The sequence below is a fragment of the Acetobacter sacchari genome (genome assembly GCF_017377715.1).
Lineage (GTDB): Bacteria > Pseudomonadota > Alphaproteobacteria > Acetobacterales > Acetobacteraceae > Acetobacter > Acetobacter sacchari.
Map to the genome: position 1 here is coordinate 16,761 of NZ_JAFVMF010000020.1, position 16,358 is coordinate 33,118.

Annotated in this window: 13 protein-coding genes; 9 read left to right on the forward strand and 4 right to left on the reverse strand. The window is 59.6% G+C overall.

Going from position 1 to position 16,358, the window contains the following annotated elements; all coding sequences use genetic code 11:
- The first annotated feature begins 149 nt into the window (after positions 1 to 149).
- The 7 genes from ahcY (at position 150) to J2D73_RS16105 (ending at position 6,682) form a co-directional block, all read left to right on the forward strand.
- Positions 150 to 1,448: an adenosylhomocysteinase gene (gene ahcY / locus J2D73_RS16075; RefSeq protein WP_207882901.1), complete on the forward strand. Its 1,299-nt coding sequence runs from the start codon at positions 150 to 152 to the stop codon at positions 1,446 to 1,448.
- A 122-nt stretch (positions 1,449 to 1,570) separates the two neighbouring features.
- The gene (locus J2D73_RS16080) at positions 1,571 to 1,957 is read left to right on the forward strand and encodes a DUF3597 domain-containing protein (protein WP_207882903.1); all 387 of its coding nucleotides are present in this window, start codon (positions 1,571 to 1,573) and stop codon (positions 1,955 to 1,957) included.
- A gap of 89 nt (positions 1,958 to 2,046) precedes the next feature.
- Entirely contained in the window at positions 2,047 to 2,397 is a 351-nt protein-coding gene (locus J2D73_RS16085; RefSeq protein ID WP_207882905.1) for an ArsC family reductase, read from the forward strand.
- Positions 2,398 to 2,632: 235 nt separating this feature from the next.
- Positions 2,633 to 4,000: an L-serine ammonia-lyase gene (locus J2D73_RS16090; protein WP_207882907.1), complete on the forward strand. Its 1,368-nt coding sequence runs from the start codon at positions 2,633 to 2,635 to the stop codon at positions 3,998 to 4,000.
- A gap of 119 nt (positions 4,001 to 4,119) precedes the next feature.
- A complete protein-coding gene (gene wrbA / locus J2D73_RS16095) occupies positions 4,120 to 4,719 on the forward strand; it encodes an NAD(P)H:quinone oxidoreductase (RefSeq protein WP_207882910.1) in 600 nt (199 codons plus the stop codon).
- Between the two features lie 310 nt (positions 4,720 to 5,029).
- Positions 5,030 to 5,731: a pirin family protein gene (locus J2D73_RS16100; protein WP_207882912.1), complete on the forward strand. Its 702-nt coding sequence runs from the start codon at positions 5,030 to 5,032 to the stop codon at positions 5,729 to 5,731.
- Positions 5,732 to 5,851: 120 nt separating this feature from the next.
- On the forward strand, positions 5,852 to 6,682 hold the full coding sequence (locus tag J2D73_RS16105) for a creatininase family protein (RefSeq protein WP_207882914.1): 831 nt from the start codon (positions 5,852 to 5,854) through the stop codon (positions 6,680 to 6,682).
- Between the two features lie 156 nt (positions 6,683 to 6,838).
- Here J2D73_RS16105 and J2D73_RS16110 read toward each other — a convergent pair whose 3' ends face one another.
- The 4 genes from J2D73_RS16110 to J2D73_RS16125 form a co-directional block, all read right to left on the reverse strand.
- Positions 6,839 to 8,158, reverse strand: coding sequence for an MFS transporter (locus J2D73_RS16110; RefSeq protein WP_207882916.1), 1,320 nt, complete (start codon positions 8,156 to 8,158; stop codon positions 6,839 to 6,841).
- Positions 8,159 to 8,190: 32 nt separating this feature from the next.
- Entirely contained in the window at positions 8,191 to 9,858 is a 1,668-nt protein-coding gene (locus tag J2D73_RS16115; RefSeq protein WP_207882918.1) for a GMC oxidoreductase, read from the reverse strand.
- 223 nt (positions 9,859 to 10,081) lie between these two features.
- A complete protein-coding gene (locus J2D73_RS16120; RefSeq protein ID WP_207882920.1) occupies positions 10,082 to 11,017 on the reverse strand; it encodes a sugar phosphate isomerase/epimerase family protein in 936 nt (311 codons plus the stop codon).
- Between the two features lie 51 nt (positions 11,018 to 11,068).
- Positions 11,069 to 13,456, reverse strand: coding sequence for a TonB-dependent receptor (locus J2D73_RS16125; RefSeq protein WP_243430026.1), 2,388 nt, complete (start codon positions 13,454 to 13,456; stop codon positions 11,069 to 11,071).
- Between the two features lie 367 nt (positions 13,457 to 13,823).
- Between J2D73_RS16125 and J2D73_RS16130 the strand changes: the two genes are divergently transcribed.
- On the forward strand, positions 13,824 to 14,873 hold the full coding sequence (locus J2D73_RS16130; RefSeq protein WP_207882922.1) for a LacI family DNA-binding transcriptional regulator: 1,050 nt from the start codon (positions 13,824 to 13,826) through the stop codon (positions 14,871 to 14,873).
- 24 nt (positions 14,874 to 14,897) lie between these two features.
- Positions 14,898 to 16,244: an amidohydrolase family protein gene (locus J2D73_RS16135; protein WP_243430027.1), complete on the forward strand. Its 1,347-nt coding sequence runs from the start codon at positions 14,898 to 14,900 to the stop codon at positions 16,242 to 16,244.
- Positions 16,245 to 16,358 lie beyond the last annotated feature (114 nt).

The following is a 16,358-nucleotide window of genomic DNA, read 5'->3' on the forward strand; positions in this document are numbered from 1 at the left end:
GGGGCAGTGCGAGATCGCTGAATCTGACGGGCGCGTGGTCGTTTACGGAGGAAGAACTTGCCTTCCCTGAGCCGTCGTCCGCGCTGCGGGTGGCGCAAAGAAGCCTCGGGCTGTATAGAGGCCCACTTGAATTTCCAAACGGGACGACAATGAGCAACAGCACCGATTTCAAGGTCAAGGACATCTCCCTCGCCGAGTGGGGCCGTAAAGAGATCTCCATCGCCGAGGGCGAAATGCCGGGCCTGATGGCGCTGCGCGAAGAATATGGCGCGAGCCAGCCGCTGAAAGGCGCCCGTATCGCCGGCTGCCTGCACATGACCATCCAGACGGCCGTGCTGATTGAGACGCTGACCGCGCTGGGCGCCACCGTGCGCTGGTCTTCCTGCAACATCTTCTCGACGCAGGATCAGGCCGCGGCCGCCGTCGCCGCTGCTGGCGTTCCCGTGTTCGCGTGGAAGGGCCTGTCCGAGGAAGAGTTCTGGTGGTGCATCGAGCAGACGGTCAAGGGACCGGACGGCTGGACCCCGAACATGATCCTCGACGACGGCGGCGACCTGACCGTGCTGATGCACGACAAGTATCCCGAGATGCTGGATGACGTCCGCGGCCTGTCCGAAGAGACGACGACGGGCGTCCATCGTCTGTGGGAAATGCAGAAGAAGGGCACGCTCAAGGTCCCGGCGATCAACGTCAACGACAGCGTCACCAAATCCAAGTTCGACAACCTGTACGGCTGCCGTGAAAGCCTCGTGGACGCGATCCGTCGCGGCACCGACGTCATGATGGCGGGCAAGGTCGCCGTCGTCGCGGGCTATGGCGACGTGGGCAAGGGCTCCGCTGCGTCCCTGCGTAACGCGGGCTGCCGCGTTCTGGTGACCGAGGCCGACCCGATCTGCGCTCTGCAAGCCGCGATGGAAGGCTACGAGGTCGTGACGATGGAAGGCGCTGCTCCGCGCGGCGACATCTTCGTGACGGCGACCGGCAACGTCGACGTGATCACGCTCGACCACATGCGCGAGATGAAGCACCGCGCGATCGTGTGCAACATCGGTCACTTCGATTCCGAGATCCAGATCGGCGCACTGCGTAACCTGAAGTGGGACAACGTGAAGCCGCAGGTCGACGAGGTCGAGTTCCCTGACGGCAAGCGCCTGATCGTTCTGTCCGAAGGTCGCCTCGTGAACCTGGGCAACGCCACGGGCCATCCGTCCTTCGTCATGTCGGCGTCCTTCACCAACCAGACGCTGGCGCAGATCGAGCTGTGGACGGCGAAGCCGGGCCAGTACGAGAACAAGGTCTATGTCCTGCCAAAAAAGCTCGACGAGAAAGTGGCCGCGCTGCATCTCGCAAAGGTTGGCGCGCAGTTGACGAAGCTGTCGCAGCAGCAGGCTGAATACATCGACGTTCCGGTGAACGGCCCGTTCAAACACGACGCCTACCGCTACTGATCGACGAGCTGCCTTGTTTGCGAGGCGGTCATAAACGTGGCGCATTCATGCGCCATGAACCGGAAGGTCGCAGCCGGCGTTTCATCGGCTGCACCGTGTCAACCAAGGAAGGATCGCGATTTATGAGCATTTTCGGCTCCATCGTTTCCGCAATTTTCGGTCATGCGAAGGCTGCTGAGGCGCCCGCGTCCGCTCCTGCCGCTACATCGGCGACCCCGGATGCGGCTCCCGCCGCAGCCCCGTCGGCCCCTGCCGCGCCGGTTGATGTCGACGCAGTTCTCACGGATCTCGCCGCGAAGGCGGGGCAACCGCTGAACTGGAAAGAGTCGATCGTCGACCTTCTGAAGCTTCTGAACCTCGACAGCTCGCTCGCGGCGCGCAAGCAGCTCGCAACCGAACTGCACTACACGGGCGACGAAAACGATTCGGCGACCATGAATGTGTGGCTGATCAAGGAAGTCCGTCAGAAGCTCGCCGAGAACGGCGGTAAGCTGCCAGCCGGTTTCTGATCGGCCCGACCGGGTCTTCGGACCGGTCTCAATCATATCAGCCCGCCTGGTCCTTGTGACCTGGCGGGCTTTTTCATAGGCGCGACGTCATGACGGTAACTCTCTACGGCATAAAATCCTGTGACACGATGCGTAAGGCGCGTGCGTGGCTGGACGAACACGGCGTGACCTACGCTTTCCACGACTACAAGGCGCAGGGTATCGAGGAAGCGACATTGCGGAGGTGGGTTTCAGTCGTCGGATGGGAGATCCTGCTCAATCGCGCAGGCACAACGTTCAAAAAGCTGCCACCTGACGCAAAAGAAAATATCGACGCCGACAAGGCCGTCTCGCTGATGCTGTCCAATCCGTCGATGATCAAGCGTCCGGTTCTGGATAATGGCGCGATCACGGTCGGCTTCAGGCAGGACGCTTACGAGGCTCTTTTTTCACGCGCGTAACCGGCTGATGTTCGTCTTCATGACCCGGTGATGGGTTATTTTGAAGTATTTGCGGAAAATTTCAAATTTTTCGTAAAAGCGTGACCTGTGACGCCAAATATCGACCTTTTGCGGGGCTGGAGGCCCTCCCGCCGAAGGTCGTCAGGAACTGGCGCTTGGCGGTCTAAAGTCGTTCTGTCATCGTCACTCTGGTCCGGGGCGCCCCCCGTAACGATCCGATGGAACTCTCAGGCGTATGATCAGCCTCTTCGACATCTTCAAGATCGGCGTTGGCCCTTCGTCATCGCATACGGTGGGGCCGATGCGTGCGGCTGCCGCATTCGCTGTCGCGGTCAGGGGACAAGAGGACAGCCGCATCGCCAGCGTAGTCGTCACGCTTCTCGGGTCGCTCGCCTGGACGGGCGTGGGGCACGCCACCGATACGGCAGTGATGCTCGGTCTGTCGGGCGAGACGCCGGATCAGGTCGATCCCAACGAGGCCGAGCGACTGGTCGAGGCGATACGCAAAACCCGGACTTTGCGCCTGATCGGGCGCGATATCGCGTTCGACCCACAGCACGCGATCATTTTTGATAAGAAAACCACGCCGCCGGTACATCCGAACACGATGCGTTTCGCAGCATTCGATGCGGCGGGCGAATGCGTGCTGGAGCAGGGGTGGTGCTCCGTCGGCGGCGGCTTCATCGTGCCGGAGAACACCCCGGATGATGCAGCGGTCATCCCGTCCGAGCCTGCGCCGTTCGACTTCGCCTCGGGCGACGACTTGCTGGCGTGCGCGCGGCGGACGGGGCTCAGCATCGCCGAGATCGTCATGGCCAACGAACAGGCCCTGCGTCCGGCGGAGGACGTCGTCGCGCATATCGATCGCATTATCGACGCCATGATGGCGTGCGTGGATCGTGGCCTGTCGCAGGATGGCGCTCTTCCCGGAAAGCTGGGCGTGCGTCGTCGCGCGTCGTCGCTGCGCGAACGGCTGGAAGCGGACCGCTTTCGCAATGTGCGTCCGGCGCACGAGATCATGGACTGGATCAGCCTCTTCGCCATCGCGGTGAACGAAGAGAATGCGGCGGGCGGGCGGGTCGTCACGGCGCCGACCAACGGCGCGGCAGGCGTAGTGCCTGCGGTCCTGCGCTATTACCGTGACTTCTGCATGGGGGCGACGCGCGAGGGGATGCGCGATTTTCTGCTGACGGCGGCGGCTATTGGCGGGTTGTTCAAGCGCAACGCCTCGATTTCCGGCGCGGAGGTGGGGTGTCAGGGAGAGGTTGGCGTCGCCTGTTCAATGGCCGCTGCCGGACTGGCTGCGGCGTTGGGCGGCGATCCGCAGCAAGTCGAGAACGCCGCCGAAATCGGGATGGAGCACCATCTTGGCATGACCTGCGATCCTGTCGGTGGGCTGGTGCAGATTCCCTGCATCGAGCGCAACGCTTTCGGCGCGGTGAAGGCCGTAAACGCGGCGTCGCTCGCCCTGCGTGGCGATGGGGCGCATCACGTGTCGCTCGACAAGGTGATCGTGACGATGCGTGAAACCGGAGCGGATATGAACAGCCGCTATAAGGAAACCTCTCTGGGCGGCCTGGCTGTCGCCTTTCCCGAGTGCTGATAAAGAAACGGAAACAATGTATTTCCGGCATTTCTGTTTCATTAATGCCGTCGGACTCGTAGGTTCATGAGCGAGACGCAGGCCCAGCAGGCCAGCGCAACGAAACCGGGAGCCTCGAAATGACGAAAGTCCTCGTTCTTTACTATTCTTCCTATGGCCACATCGAGACCATGGCTTCGGCGATCGCCGAGGGCGTGCGCGAAGCCGGAGCGGAAGCGGTCGTAAAGCGCGTGCCGGAGCTGGTTCCGGAAGAGGTCGCCAAGGCCAGCCACTTCAAGGTCGAACAGGCCGCGCCGCTGGCGACGCCGGGTGAACTGGCCGACTATGACGCGATCATCGTCGGCAGCCCGACCCGCTTCGGCCGCGTCTCGTCCCAGATGGCGAATTTCTGGGATCAGACCGGCGGTCTCTGGGCCAAGGGCGCGCTGATCGGCAAGGTCGGCGCGGCGTTCACCTCGACCGCGTCCCAGCATGGCGGACAGGAGACGACTTTGTTCTCCCTGCTCACCACGCTGCTGCACCACGGCATGGTCATCACGGGTCTGCCCTACAGCTACCCCGGCCTGACCGAGATGAACGAAGTCGCGGGCGGCACGCCTTACGGCGCCAGCACGCTGGCTGCAGCGGACGGCTCTCGCGCGGTCAGCGCCAACGAAGCAGGCGGCGCCCGCTTCCTCGGCAAGCACGTGGCCGAACTCGCCACGCGCCTGAAGGGTTGAAAACCTGACGGGTGAGCCATCTCGGCTCACCCCTGTAAGCGCCCCGCCGCAGGGCGGGCGTGATTGACCAGAGATCAGGTCGCCGCCGCTTTGTCCCAGAGTCGTCTGAACGGGACAAATGGACACGCTGACCAGCGCGCCAGCCGGATGCCCGGCGGTACGCCCTGACTGGACCGGCAGGCCGGGAAGACCCGCGCCGTCGGCGAACGTTTCGACGCCCGACGTTTTCGGGCTCGCCACATGCACACATATTCAGCCGCTCTCGTGTCGGATCGTCCGGCCTCCCTGAGCGGAGCAAGGAGAACATATCATGATCGAAGTAAGACCTTTCGACGGACTCGGAGCGGCCAATCACGGTTGGCTGGACGCCCACCACCACTTTTCTTTCGCGGGCTACAATGATCCGTCGCGCGTTCACTGGGGCGCCCTGCGCGTGTGGAATGACGACAGGATCGCCGCTGGAGAAGGCTTTCCGCCTCATCCGCATCGCGACATGGAAATCATCACCTATGTCCGCTCCGGCGCGATCACGCATGAGGACAACCTCGGCAATCGTGGTCGCACGGAAGCAGGCGACGTTCAGGTCATGTCCGCAGGCACTGGCATCGTTCATAGCGAATTCAATCGCGAGGACGAGACAACCACGATTTTCCAAATCTGGATCATGCCGAGCAAGCGCGGTCATGCTCCTCGCTGGGGCGCGCGGCCGTTCCCCAAGGACGGCCGGTCCGGGCAGTTCGTGCCGCTGGCCTCAGGCACGGAGGGGGACGGCGACGCTCTGTGGATTGGCGCGGACGCCCGTGTGCTCGGCGCGACGATCAAGGCGGGTGAGAAGGTGACATATGAAACCTCTCGTGATCGCTTCCTGTATCTGGTGGCTGCGAAAGGCGCGATCACCATTGACGGAGTCGACGCCGCTGAACGGGATGGGGTCGCCATCCGCGACGTGGAGCGCGTCACGGTGACGGCGCGGGAGGACGCGGAACTGGTTCTCGTCGACAGCGGAGAGTAAATCCCGAGACTTCCCGGGGCGTCCGGTCTTTCTTCGACCGGGCGCGCCCCCGTCGTCTTGTCTGAAGCTGCAGGCCGCCGCATATCTCGCCGGGCGTTAGCGCAAGGGAGATTGCCGGTCATGAAGAACTCAATCCATAGCCGCCTCCGCCGTCTGGCGTTGGCGCTGCTGGCGTCGGCGTCGCTTGCAAGCTTCGCGACGGGAGCCGCCAGAGCGGAGCCGCAGGTTGAATTCCAGCGCCTGACCTGGCTTGAAATACGCGACGCCGTGCGCGCGGGCTACGACACCATCATCATACCGGTCGGCGGGACGGAGCAGAGCGGCCCGTACATTGCCGTCGGCAAGCACAATGTTCGTGCCGAGGCCTTGGCTGACCGCATCGCCCGTTCGCTTGGTAACGCGCTTGTCGCGCCGGTGATCGCTTATGTCCCCGAAGGCGGGCTTTCCCCCCGGACGTCGCATATGCGTTTTCCCGGCACGATTACCGTGCCGCCCACTGTATTTGAGGGACTTTTGCGCTCAGCGGCTGAGAGCTTCCGCGTGCAGGGATTTCACACCGTCGCATTCATCGCCGATCATGGTGGCTACCTATCGCAACTGCGCGAGGTTGTGGTTGGTCTCGACAGGGCGTGGAGCGGGTCCGGGGCGCATGCTCTCTACGTGGATTCCTATTACAATGTGATCGGCGGCGCCTACGCTGACGCCCTGCGCGCGCGGGGGCTGGGTGAGGATGTCGGAAAGCATGCTGAACTGAGCGACACGTCCTTGATGCTTGCCGTTGATCCGTCGATGGTGCGCGAGCAGGCGCTACGATCTGCTCCGAAGCCGACAACGGCGGATGGCGTGTATGGCGGAGATCCCCGGCCCGCAACGGCGGAGCTTGGAAAGATCGGCGTGGACATGCAGGTCGATGCGGCGGTAGCGGAGATACGTAAAGCTCAGGGGCGTTAGGGGTGCGCATAGTATATTGCGGGCGATTTTTAGGTCTGGATATTGGAAAGCGGCAGAAGATGTAGCTATTTTGTCGTGAAATATGAGCGTCAAAGCGTGGAACGGCTCTCGCCCTGAATGACCTCGGTTACAGGAAATTTGGCGACAGGCGGCACTTTATACCCGTTGCGCTGGCGCCAGCCGGGTCCATAGAGAGAGTGGCACGAACTGGACGACGGCCGTGGCGAGAGGCAACCATACGAACCCGGTCGTCACCCAGGGAATAAGCCCGGGGGATTGTTCCGCAAGGTTTGGTGCGTAGTGTCCGCCTGAAAGAAGGAACGCCAGAATAAAGCCGGTGGCCCCCATGGATACTTTCGTGACCAACGTGTTGATCGCATAGGCGAGGCCAGCTGTATTGACATCCGACGCCTCCTCTCCGTCGTCGATAGCGCGGGAAAGTAGAACGTAATACAGCGGCGAGGCGATGCCCTGAGCGAGGCTAAGAAGTATAAAGCCGACATAGAATGCAGTTCGATCCGATCCGGCAAAGCCGATTGCGCCATAAGCGACAACTTGAAGCACGAGCGAGTAGATTGCAGTTCCGACGATGCCTGCGCGTTTGACGCAGGATGGCGTCGCCGCAGCGCCCAGGAAGCCCATGACTGTTGCGAGAGTCAAAAGTTCTCCGGCGAAAGTTTCGCTCCCACCAAGACGCACGCGTACGTAGTAGATTACAAAGCCGTATAAAGTTCCGATTCCGATGAATTGGAAGAAAACAAGAATGTTGCACAGGTGCCATCGGCGATTGCCGATCAGCGCGTGGATCAGCTCACTGGCGCTACGCTGGACGGGAGGCGGAGCATGGCGGACAACGCAAAATCGGGAAACGATCCGCCACATCAGGCTACCGGCGATGGCCAGAGCCAGAACATAGAGCACGACGCCCTTCTGGCGTTGAGCTTCGCTTACGCCGCCTCCAAGCCAATCTATGGCGGGAATTGTCAGCAACGCTACGGCAAACTGCCCGATCTGACAGCCCATCATACGGAATGTATTGAGTCCCACCCGGTCTTGTGGGGCGGTGCTGATCATGGTCGCCAAAGCCCCATACGGGGTATTGATGCAGGAGTAGATGGCCCCGAAAAGAATATATGACGCTCCAGCCCACAGAACTCTTGCATGAGGAGACAGCGGGAGGGGAAGAAAGCAGATGAATGCAGACAGGCCGAACGGGATGGCAAGGCGGCGGATCAATTGTGGCACCAGCAGGCCGCCGGCGCGATCGACGACGTATCCGATCGCCGGATCGCAGACAGAGTCGAACAGACGAGCGACAAGCAGGATCCAGGCGACGGACGACGGCGGAATATTGTAGATATCGGTATAATAAAACATAAGATATGATGTCGTGAGTCCCCACATCAGGTTGGATGAGAGGTCGCCGCAGCCGTAGGCCGCCTTTTCGCGAAAGGAAAGCGTGTCCGATATCGCCATAAACTAACCTCTCGACCGGGCTGAAGCTGTTTTCAGAGTCGTCCTGATTTCAGTTCGAGTGCGAGATGATTGCAAGCTCGCATGCTTTGGGCCATCACCGTAAGAGTCGTCCCGAGAGCGCCGCCGGACGGAAAGCTTGACGCGTCCGTAACGAAGAGATTCGGCACATCCCATGACTGACCGTAAGAATTCAGGACGGATGTATTTGGATCGGCTCCCATGCGCACGCCACCAGTTTCGTGGATGGCCGCGCCCATGACCATACTTTTGGGAAACATCCTACGGATAAGCCAGCGCGCAAGGAATGATTTTTCGGGATACAATCCGGAGCCGGACTCACCAAGGCCAAGCGGCGACGCCCAGAAATCGACCTGCCCGCCACTTGCTTCGATCATATCCGCACAATCGCGAATCTGCCTGCGCAACATCGCACGCTCGTTCTCGTGCAGCGCGCAGCGAATATGCGGCAACGGTATGCCCCACCGGTCGCGTCGTTTCGGGTCCAGTGTCACGGCATTGTCTTTCCAGGGAAGCATTTCCCCGAAACCCATGATGCTAACCTGTGTTTCGTTCGAATGATCCGCAGATGCGGAGCGGCCGATCGACCCCTGAAACGTGTAACCGCGCGAAAACGCGGGATCGACGCTGCCTTCGGCATTTTCATAACGCGGGAGGTACATCCCGCCAGTGACGCCGTAGAATGGATGAGACGGCAACGTAACGTCTGGCCCGCTTCGCGCAGCGGCTGGCCAGCGGCCGAACATCAGACTGGCGCACTGATCCATGAAATAACGACCGAGAGTCCCGGAACTGTTGCCAAGACCCTTCGGGTGCCGTGAAGATTTCGAGTTCAGCAGAAGGCGTATGCTCTCGACGGGGGACGCGCAGACGACAATAGACCGAGCGTTTGCAACATGATGCGTTTTCGTCTTGCGGTCTATCCAGGCGACGCCCGTGGCGCGGCCGGAAGTCGGATCGGTGAGCACCTGATGGACTATGGCGTTGGAGTGGACCGTAAGGTTGCCTGTAGCCGCTGCGGCGGCAAGAGAAGGAGTGACGGGCGAGCCGCTGTGCGGGTTAAAACGCCATGCGATGACCGATCGGTTTGGCCAAATCTTTTCAACGCTTTTACGGAATGATTGTTCTTGCGGCGTTAGAACGGCTCCTTCGGCCATTAGGCCGTCCGGGGCTGTCGGAACCTTGTCGAGATTGCCGTGGATGCCGAGAAACCGTTCGGCCTTCTCGTACCACGGAGCGATGTCGACGTAAGAGAATGGCCAGTCTACGCCGCCCGATTTCCTCTCTTTCCCCTTGAAATCATAATCGGACCAGCGAAAGAGAACGCGGCCATAGGCGTGCAACCTGCCGCCTACTTGATGACCGCGGATCCACAGGAAGGGCGCGCCTCTGGGCGTCGTGTAGCCATGCGTCCAGTCGTTGACGAAAAGATGTTTAAGTTGGCTGTTAAAAAACGCAACACGGGACTGAATGTGCTGTCCGGCGAGAGTCGCGACGATCCTGGGGAGAAGATGCGCGTCTTTTCCCGCAGGCTTACGGCGTGTGGCGAGCCCGTCCGGTTGAAGCGTGTGGCCGGCTTCAAGGACCAGCACCGAAAGACCCTGCTCGGTCAGTTCTTTGGCGGCGAATCCACCTGCAGCGCCGGAGCCGACGACAATTGCATCGTATTGTTTTACGGTCATGGAGTTTTCCTGCTCGCAAGGCTTGTGAGCGCCTCGCATGGCTGGTCAGGCTTTCAGCTGACGGAACGCGCCGCACAGTTGCGGGCGATGGGGGGAGCTTGTGTCTGACCAGGATACTTTAGAATTTCTATTTGCAGTCAGCCCGTTTGCGCGTGACTCTCTCACGAGTCGAGGGACCGCTTCCGCACGCAGGCAGGGTGGGGGAAGGAGAGTTCCGGTCTTGTCACAGATCGCCCGCCGTGGTCAGCATCCGGACGAACGAGACCCCTCGTTGCAGTGCGGGTATCGGATCGGGGCAGGCGTCCAACTCCAGGATTGGTCCGCACAGAAGCGGCGCCTGCGCCAGCAACGCGTTCAGCCTGGCGAACGGCGCGCGTCCCTCGCCGAGTTCGCAGAAAAACGGCCTGTGGCGCGAATGAATATCGGCGGTGATCGGGGTGTCTACCGGCATGGGTCCGATTGCGTCTTTCCAGTGCGCGGCGACCGTGCGCTCAAGATGACGTTCCAGAACGCGTTCCGGAGATCCGCCTTCGAGGATGATGTGGGCCGGATCGATGCACAAGTGGACATATCGTGGATCGGTCAGCAACAGGAATAAATCGATGTCCCGCGGCGCGCAGAAAAGACTGTGCGCTTCGGTATGCAATGCCAGTCTGACGCCTTCCCGAGCGGCTGCGGCGCCCATGCGATTGAGCAACGCTGCAATAGGGTGCGCGAGCGCAAGATCGACGAAGGAAAGTGGTTCATCGAGGAATGTAGCGCGGCATGGAAGTCCAGCCACCAGCACGGCGCCGCCGACGGAGGACAGAAACTGCGCCGTTTGCGTAACAGATTCCAGAATTTCTTTCTCCGAAGCGCCGTAATCTGCGATAGGAATTCTGTCGAGATCCGGAAAGAAGCAGGACCATACTTCAATGCTCCGAGCTTCGAGCTCCTGCTTAAAGATGTCGGCGCCGCCAAACGCCGCCACCGCGCCGCGCCAGTCGAATGGTGGAAAGGTAAGCTCCACTCCTGAGAGCCCCGCTTCTTGCAACGAGTCAAGAATACGTGTCCAGAATACGCGAGGTTGGGCTGCGGCCAGACTCGTTATGGCTTCGGGAGTATCCACCCCCCAGAAACTGGGGTTGTAGAACGTAACGAGATCTGTGCCGATTTTCATAATGTGAAGGTTCCGTGATGTGGGTCTGCTTTGGAAGGATCTGAGTTTTCCTCAGAAAGATGTGGAGACGCTGCCGGTCATGGAAAAACGTGGCTCCACAAAGAACGTGCTTGGCGAAGAATCATCGATATTCGACAGGGATCCGTTCATAAGTCTGACCTGATGCGCGTTGGTCGTGACGCCTGTAGGTCCGGTTCTGACGATGGATCCCGTCAGATTTGTGAAATTCAACCTTATGCTGGGACTCTTCATGAAGCCAATGGATTGGAAGCGGTAACCCAGCGACAGCGTATCGGTCACATAACCCGGCATATGTTCATCTCCGGCCAGCGTCACGGATTGGGATGTGGCGTAATGTAAGCTGAAGTTGCCGAAGAATCCTCCCTTTGTATAGGAAAGACCGAAATTCGCCATCACTTTGGGCGACATCACTGCGGTGTTTCCCTTGGTGTGGATGTAAGAACCATCGAGCGGGATGTTGGAATCCATGGTCGCATGGAGATATTCGACCGAGGCGTAAGGGCTGAACCCATGAATGGGGTGGGTGGACACCATCAAATCCACCCCGCGAGCAGTCTGGTTGCCTGCGTTGATTGTCGCAGATTGTCCGGCCTGCACGTAGGTGGTCAGCAACCGGTTGGTTATGTTGTAGTTGAACAGGGAGAGATCGACGATCACTGTATCGTCGTGATAGCGATATCCCAGTTCCTCCTTGATAGCGTACTGATTTTTCGGCAATGACCCGGTGTTGGGGTTCACTGCGAGGCTTGCCGGAGACGGTTGACGGAAATCGCCTTCAGCGTTGATGTAAACCTGATGGTGCTGGTTGATCATGTACCCGGCGGAGATATGCGGCAAAGGTACGCCGGTATTAAGGCCGAGGGAGGATCGCGTGCGTCCGGTGCTGGAATTGCTCCAGGACTGATCCCAATAATTGGTCATGACATATTTTAATCCGCCTTCGATGGTCAGGCGATCATGAAGATATTTCGCGTGGTCTTCAAGAAAGAGGGCGTGAAGCTCATAACCGGCCTGCACGCGGCTTGTGGCGCGTGAGCCATTGGCGTAGTAAAGCTTGTAAGCGTCAGCGTTGACAGCGGAAGACGAGCCGTCGGATGGCGTAAGATTGACCGGTTCCTTGAAGATCTGATCGTCGTTCTCGTACCAATAGCCAAGGCTGATATGGTTGTGTCGATCGATGTCGTAACCGAGTTTTGCGACAGCCCCGGTCTGGATGTACATCGTCTGGTCGTAGAAAGCGGTAAGCGATTGACCAGGGGGCACGGATGACCCGGAGGAAGTGAAGTACTCTCCCGCTGAAGACGTGGTGCCGCCGCTGTATGATTCCGGGCCGAAGCCCGTATTGAAGTAGGGAGTCAGGTCGAACGAAAGTTTGGCGGGAAATACGATATGTATCGGCGAAGATAGTGTAATTTCGTTCCAATAGCTTAGATTATTTTTCCAGTAATTGTTGTTCTGCGGATCGTAGTGATCGGATCGCCCGAAGCCATTTCCGGTGTGCTTGTAGTTGTAGAATTGTTCGGCTGTTGCATAGTTATCGACAACAGCGTCTGTATGATTCCACGACAGGAAGAATTTAAAATTTGATCCGTTGTCGAATTCATCCTGAATCCCGACGTCGACATTCTTCCTTTTATTGATCCCGGCTCCCATCCACGAACGTGCGTGCGTGTTCGAAAACGAAGCGTAGCCACGAAGGTGCGTGTTTCCGATTTCGCCAGATTCAAGACGAATATATTCGCGCGACATGTTGTTGGTGCCATACGAGAAATCCGCCATGCCGCCGAATTTTCGCGCGGCATTATGCGTAACGATCGACAGCACGCCTGCCGCCGCAGATGTCGCGGGCAGATCGGTTGGTGAACTGCCGGGCTGTATGACGATAGAGTCGATATCTTCCGAATCGATGTCCTGATTGATGTAGTTAATGCCTGTCGCGGGGCCGCCATTCATCGTGATGGTCATGTCCGCGTCGGTCAGGCTGCGAATTTCCGCGCCGCCGGTCGCGCCACCGGTAATGCCGGATGTGTTGTTCGTGGCGACGTTCATGCTGGGTACGTTACGAACAAGATCGGCGACCGAACTCTGCGGGGCGCGCATTTCTATATACTGCCGCCCGACGGTCTGAACGCTATGCGAAGCCGTTTCGGCGCGCATCATGCCGCCGCCCCCATCCAGTGGGTTACGCGATCCGGAGACGCTGATGTCTTCGTGCTGATCCGGGCGTTTGAGCAGGGCTTTGGGCTTTTGCCGGGGCTTCGCGATGGCTGAAGCTGTGGAGCCCTGAGAGGTTGCTGCGGCATGGCGGGCGGTCGGCGGGTGGCGGGTGGCCGAAAACGCTGATGTCGCGAGGCTGGTGGCGCCGATGAGGGCGAGCGCCAGGTGACGGCTCCGCGGGATGTAGAGTTTGGCCGACATGTCGAAACCCCTCCGTTCGCAGAATTGCGACTATCTGAACGCACGCGGTGAAGCGGATGGCGTTCTCGTGAATGCGATAAAAATGGCATACGATTGCCGAACGCATTGCGTCAACAATATTTCGAATTAGCATCATTAACTGCGAATAAAAAATCACTTAATATATTGATATATATAAATAAAAATATTATATGCAGTCAAAGATCGTGTCAGAATTTTATATGGATACCCTCATAAAATCCGAAAAATGCACATAATAATGGCATTCGATTGTTATATGAAACGAGTCCTCCACCTCGTGCAGGGCGCAGCTGGTCACCGGACAAGGGGGCGGATATTTTGAGTCTCAGGATGAGGAGTGCGAGTTATGGTGGGTGAGACGGGCGATGCGGGGATACTTCCCCGTCAAGGCAGGGTTACGATCGCCGATATTGCTCGGGATATAGGGGTGAACCCTTCGACCGTCAGTCGAGCCCTCTCCAACCCTGGCCGTGTCAGCCCGGAGACACGGGAGCTTGTCTCCCGGGCGGCCGAGCGTATGGGGTACGTTGTGAACCATACGGCGCGGAACCTGCGTACCGGTCGGACGAACATCATTCTCGTTGCAGCGCCGTCATCTGAGAACAGATCCATATCCCCTGTCGTCATCGACGTGCTGCGCGGCGTGTTTTCCGAGGCGAAGAAAATGGATTACGGCGTCCTTGTCCGGGAGACGGAAAGTGACGTCGATGCATTGACGCGCGGGCCGGTCAGCGGCGTCGCGGATGGAATCATCAGCGTGTCGGGTACTGAAACTGTGATGCGTGCAGGCGGTCTTACCCCCGACCTCACAGGCGTGCCGATCATCAGCCTCCTGATGGATCAGACCCGGCGAGGTATCCCCAGCATCATAGCCGACGAGGAAGCGGGATTTCGACAGATCACCGACTATCTGCTGACGAAAGGGCATCGTCGGTTCGCTTACGTTGTCGGACCGGGAGCGGCGAGTGAACACGATCAGCCTCGCTATAGGGGGATGTGCGATCGCCTGTCCGAAGAACTGCTGGCGCCTGCGCCCGTGCGTCTCGTTGCGGGAGATTTTGACTTCAGGTCCGGGGCGCGGGCGGCGGAACAGTTTCTGATGCTTGCCGAGCGCCCGACTGCGGTCGCCTGCGTTTGTGACGCGGTTGCCTTGGGCTTCATGCATCGCGTCAGGGAAGCCGGGCTGCGGGTCCCGGAGGACGTGGCGGTCACCGGCTATGATGATGTAGACTTCGCGAACTGGACAGATCCCGGCCTGACGACGGTGTCGCAGCCCACTGTTGAAATCGGTCAGGCTGGCGCCCGTATGTTGATCGACGCCTGTCTGGGGAGATTCGATCTGACGGCGCAGAGGGTGATCATGCCGGTCAGCCTGGTTCGTCGTGAGTCGGCGTGAAAGACGGCGGACGTGCGGAGCGCGATGGTGAGTGAGCTTGTAATAACCGCCCGCGTCTTGTCGCCCGTGACCCCGCAGGCGGCGGTACTGGAAGACGTGGCCTTCCTGATCGATGAGTGCGGAAATATTCAGGAGCGGGCCGCCAAGGGCGATGCGCTGTACGCGGCCCTGTCGGCGCGCGAGGACGTGCGACGCATGCCCTCAGACAGTCTTCTGATTCCCGGCGTCACTGACCTGCATATTCACGCGCCTCAATGGCCGCAGGCCGGAATGGCGCTCGATGAACCGTTGGAAAGATGGCTGGGAGTCTACACTTTTCCGTTGGAATCTCGTTACGATGATGTCTTTTTCGCGGAGAAAGTCTACAGCGATCTGGTCCGGACATTGCTTGAAAATGGCACAACCACAGCACTCTACTTCGCGACCATTCATGAAGAGACCAGTCTGACCCTCGCGCGAATCTGCCTTGAGAAGGGGCAACGCGGCTTTGTCGGTCTCGTCGCCATGGACAACGCCGATCTCTGCCCCCCGACATATAGGCATGCCGACGCACAGCAGGCGCTTGATGCGACGCGACGGTTCATTGCCGCAGTCCGTGCGCTGCCCGGTAATGAGGGTGGACTGGTGCAGCCAGTCATAACGCCGCGTTTCATTCCAGCCTGTTCTGACGCTCTGCTGAAAGGACTCGGCGAACTCGCCGCTGAAACGGGCGTCAGGGTTCAGACCCATGCGTCGGAAAGCGATTGGGAGCATCGTCACGTTCTTGAAAGAACGGGAAAGACCGACACTGAAGCTCTGGATGGCTTCGGGTTGCTGCGAGATGCGACGGTTCTCGCTCACGCGGGGTTCCTGAACGCGACGGACAGGGCGTGGGTGAGGGCGCGCAATGCGGCGCTCGCGCATTGTCCGATTTCAAACGCGTTTTTTGCGGGCGCGGCGCTTCCGGTGCGGACCGTGCTCGACGAGCACACGCGTTGCGGTCTGGGCACCGATATTTCCGGAGGGTATTCCCCGTCCATTTTTGAAAACGCGCGTCAGGCGGTCGTCACGTCGCGCCTTCTGGAGAGCGGCGTCGATCCGGACCGCTCTCCGGGCGAGCGTGGACGCCCTGACAGCCGCATCACTTTTCAGGAGGCGTTCTGGCTCGCAACGCGAGGCGGCGCGGAGGCTCTTGGGACTTCGGCAGGGCAGCTTCTGCCCGGGCAAGCGTTCGATGCGCTCGAAATCCGTAACGGCCGCGGAGGATTGCGACTTTCGCCTTCCGACGATGCAGAGCGCTGCGTCCAGAAAATCGTCTGTCACGTCACTGCGGAAAATATTGTCCGCGTCTGGGTCAGCGGTCGCATGGTCGTTGATAAAGTAGATAATTAAACAGTTTTTCAAAACTCCACTCCGAACGTCTGAAAGAGACGCTGTAGTCGAAGCGGGGGCGCGTGAAACGGCAGCATACTATGCGACAGGCAGTTCTCGCCAGATCGCGCATAG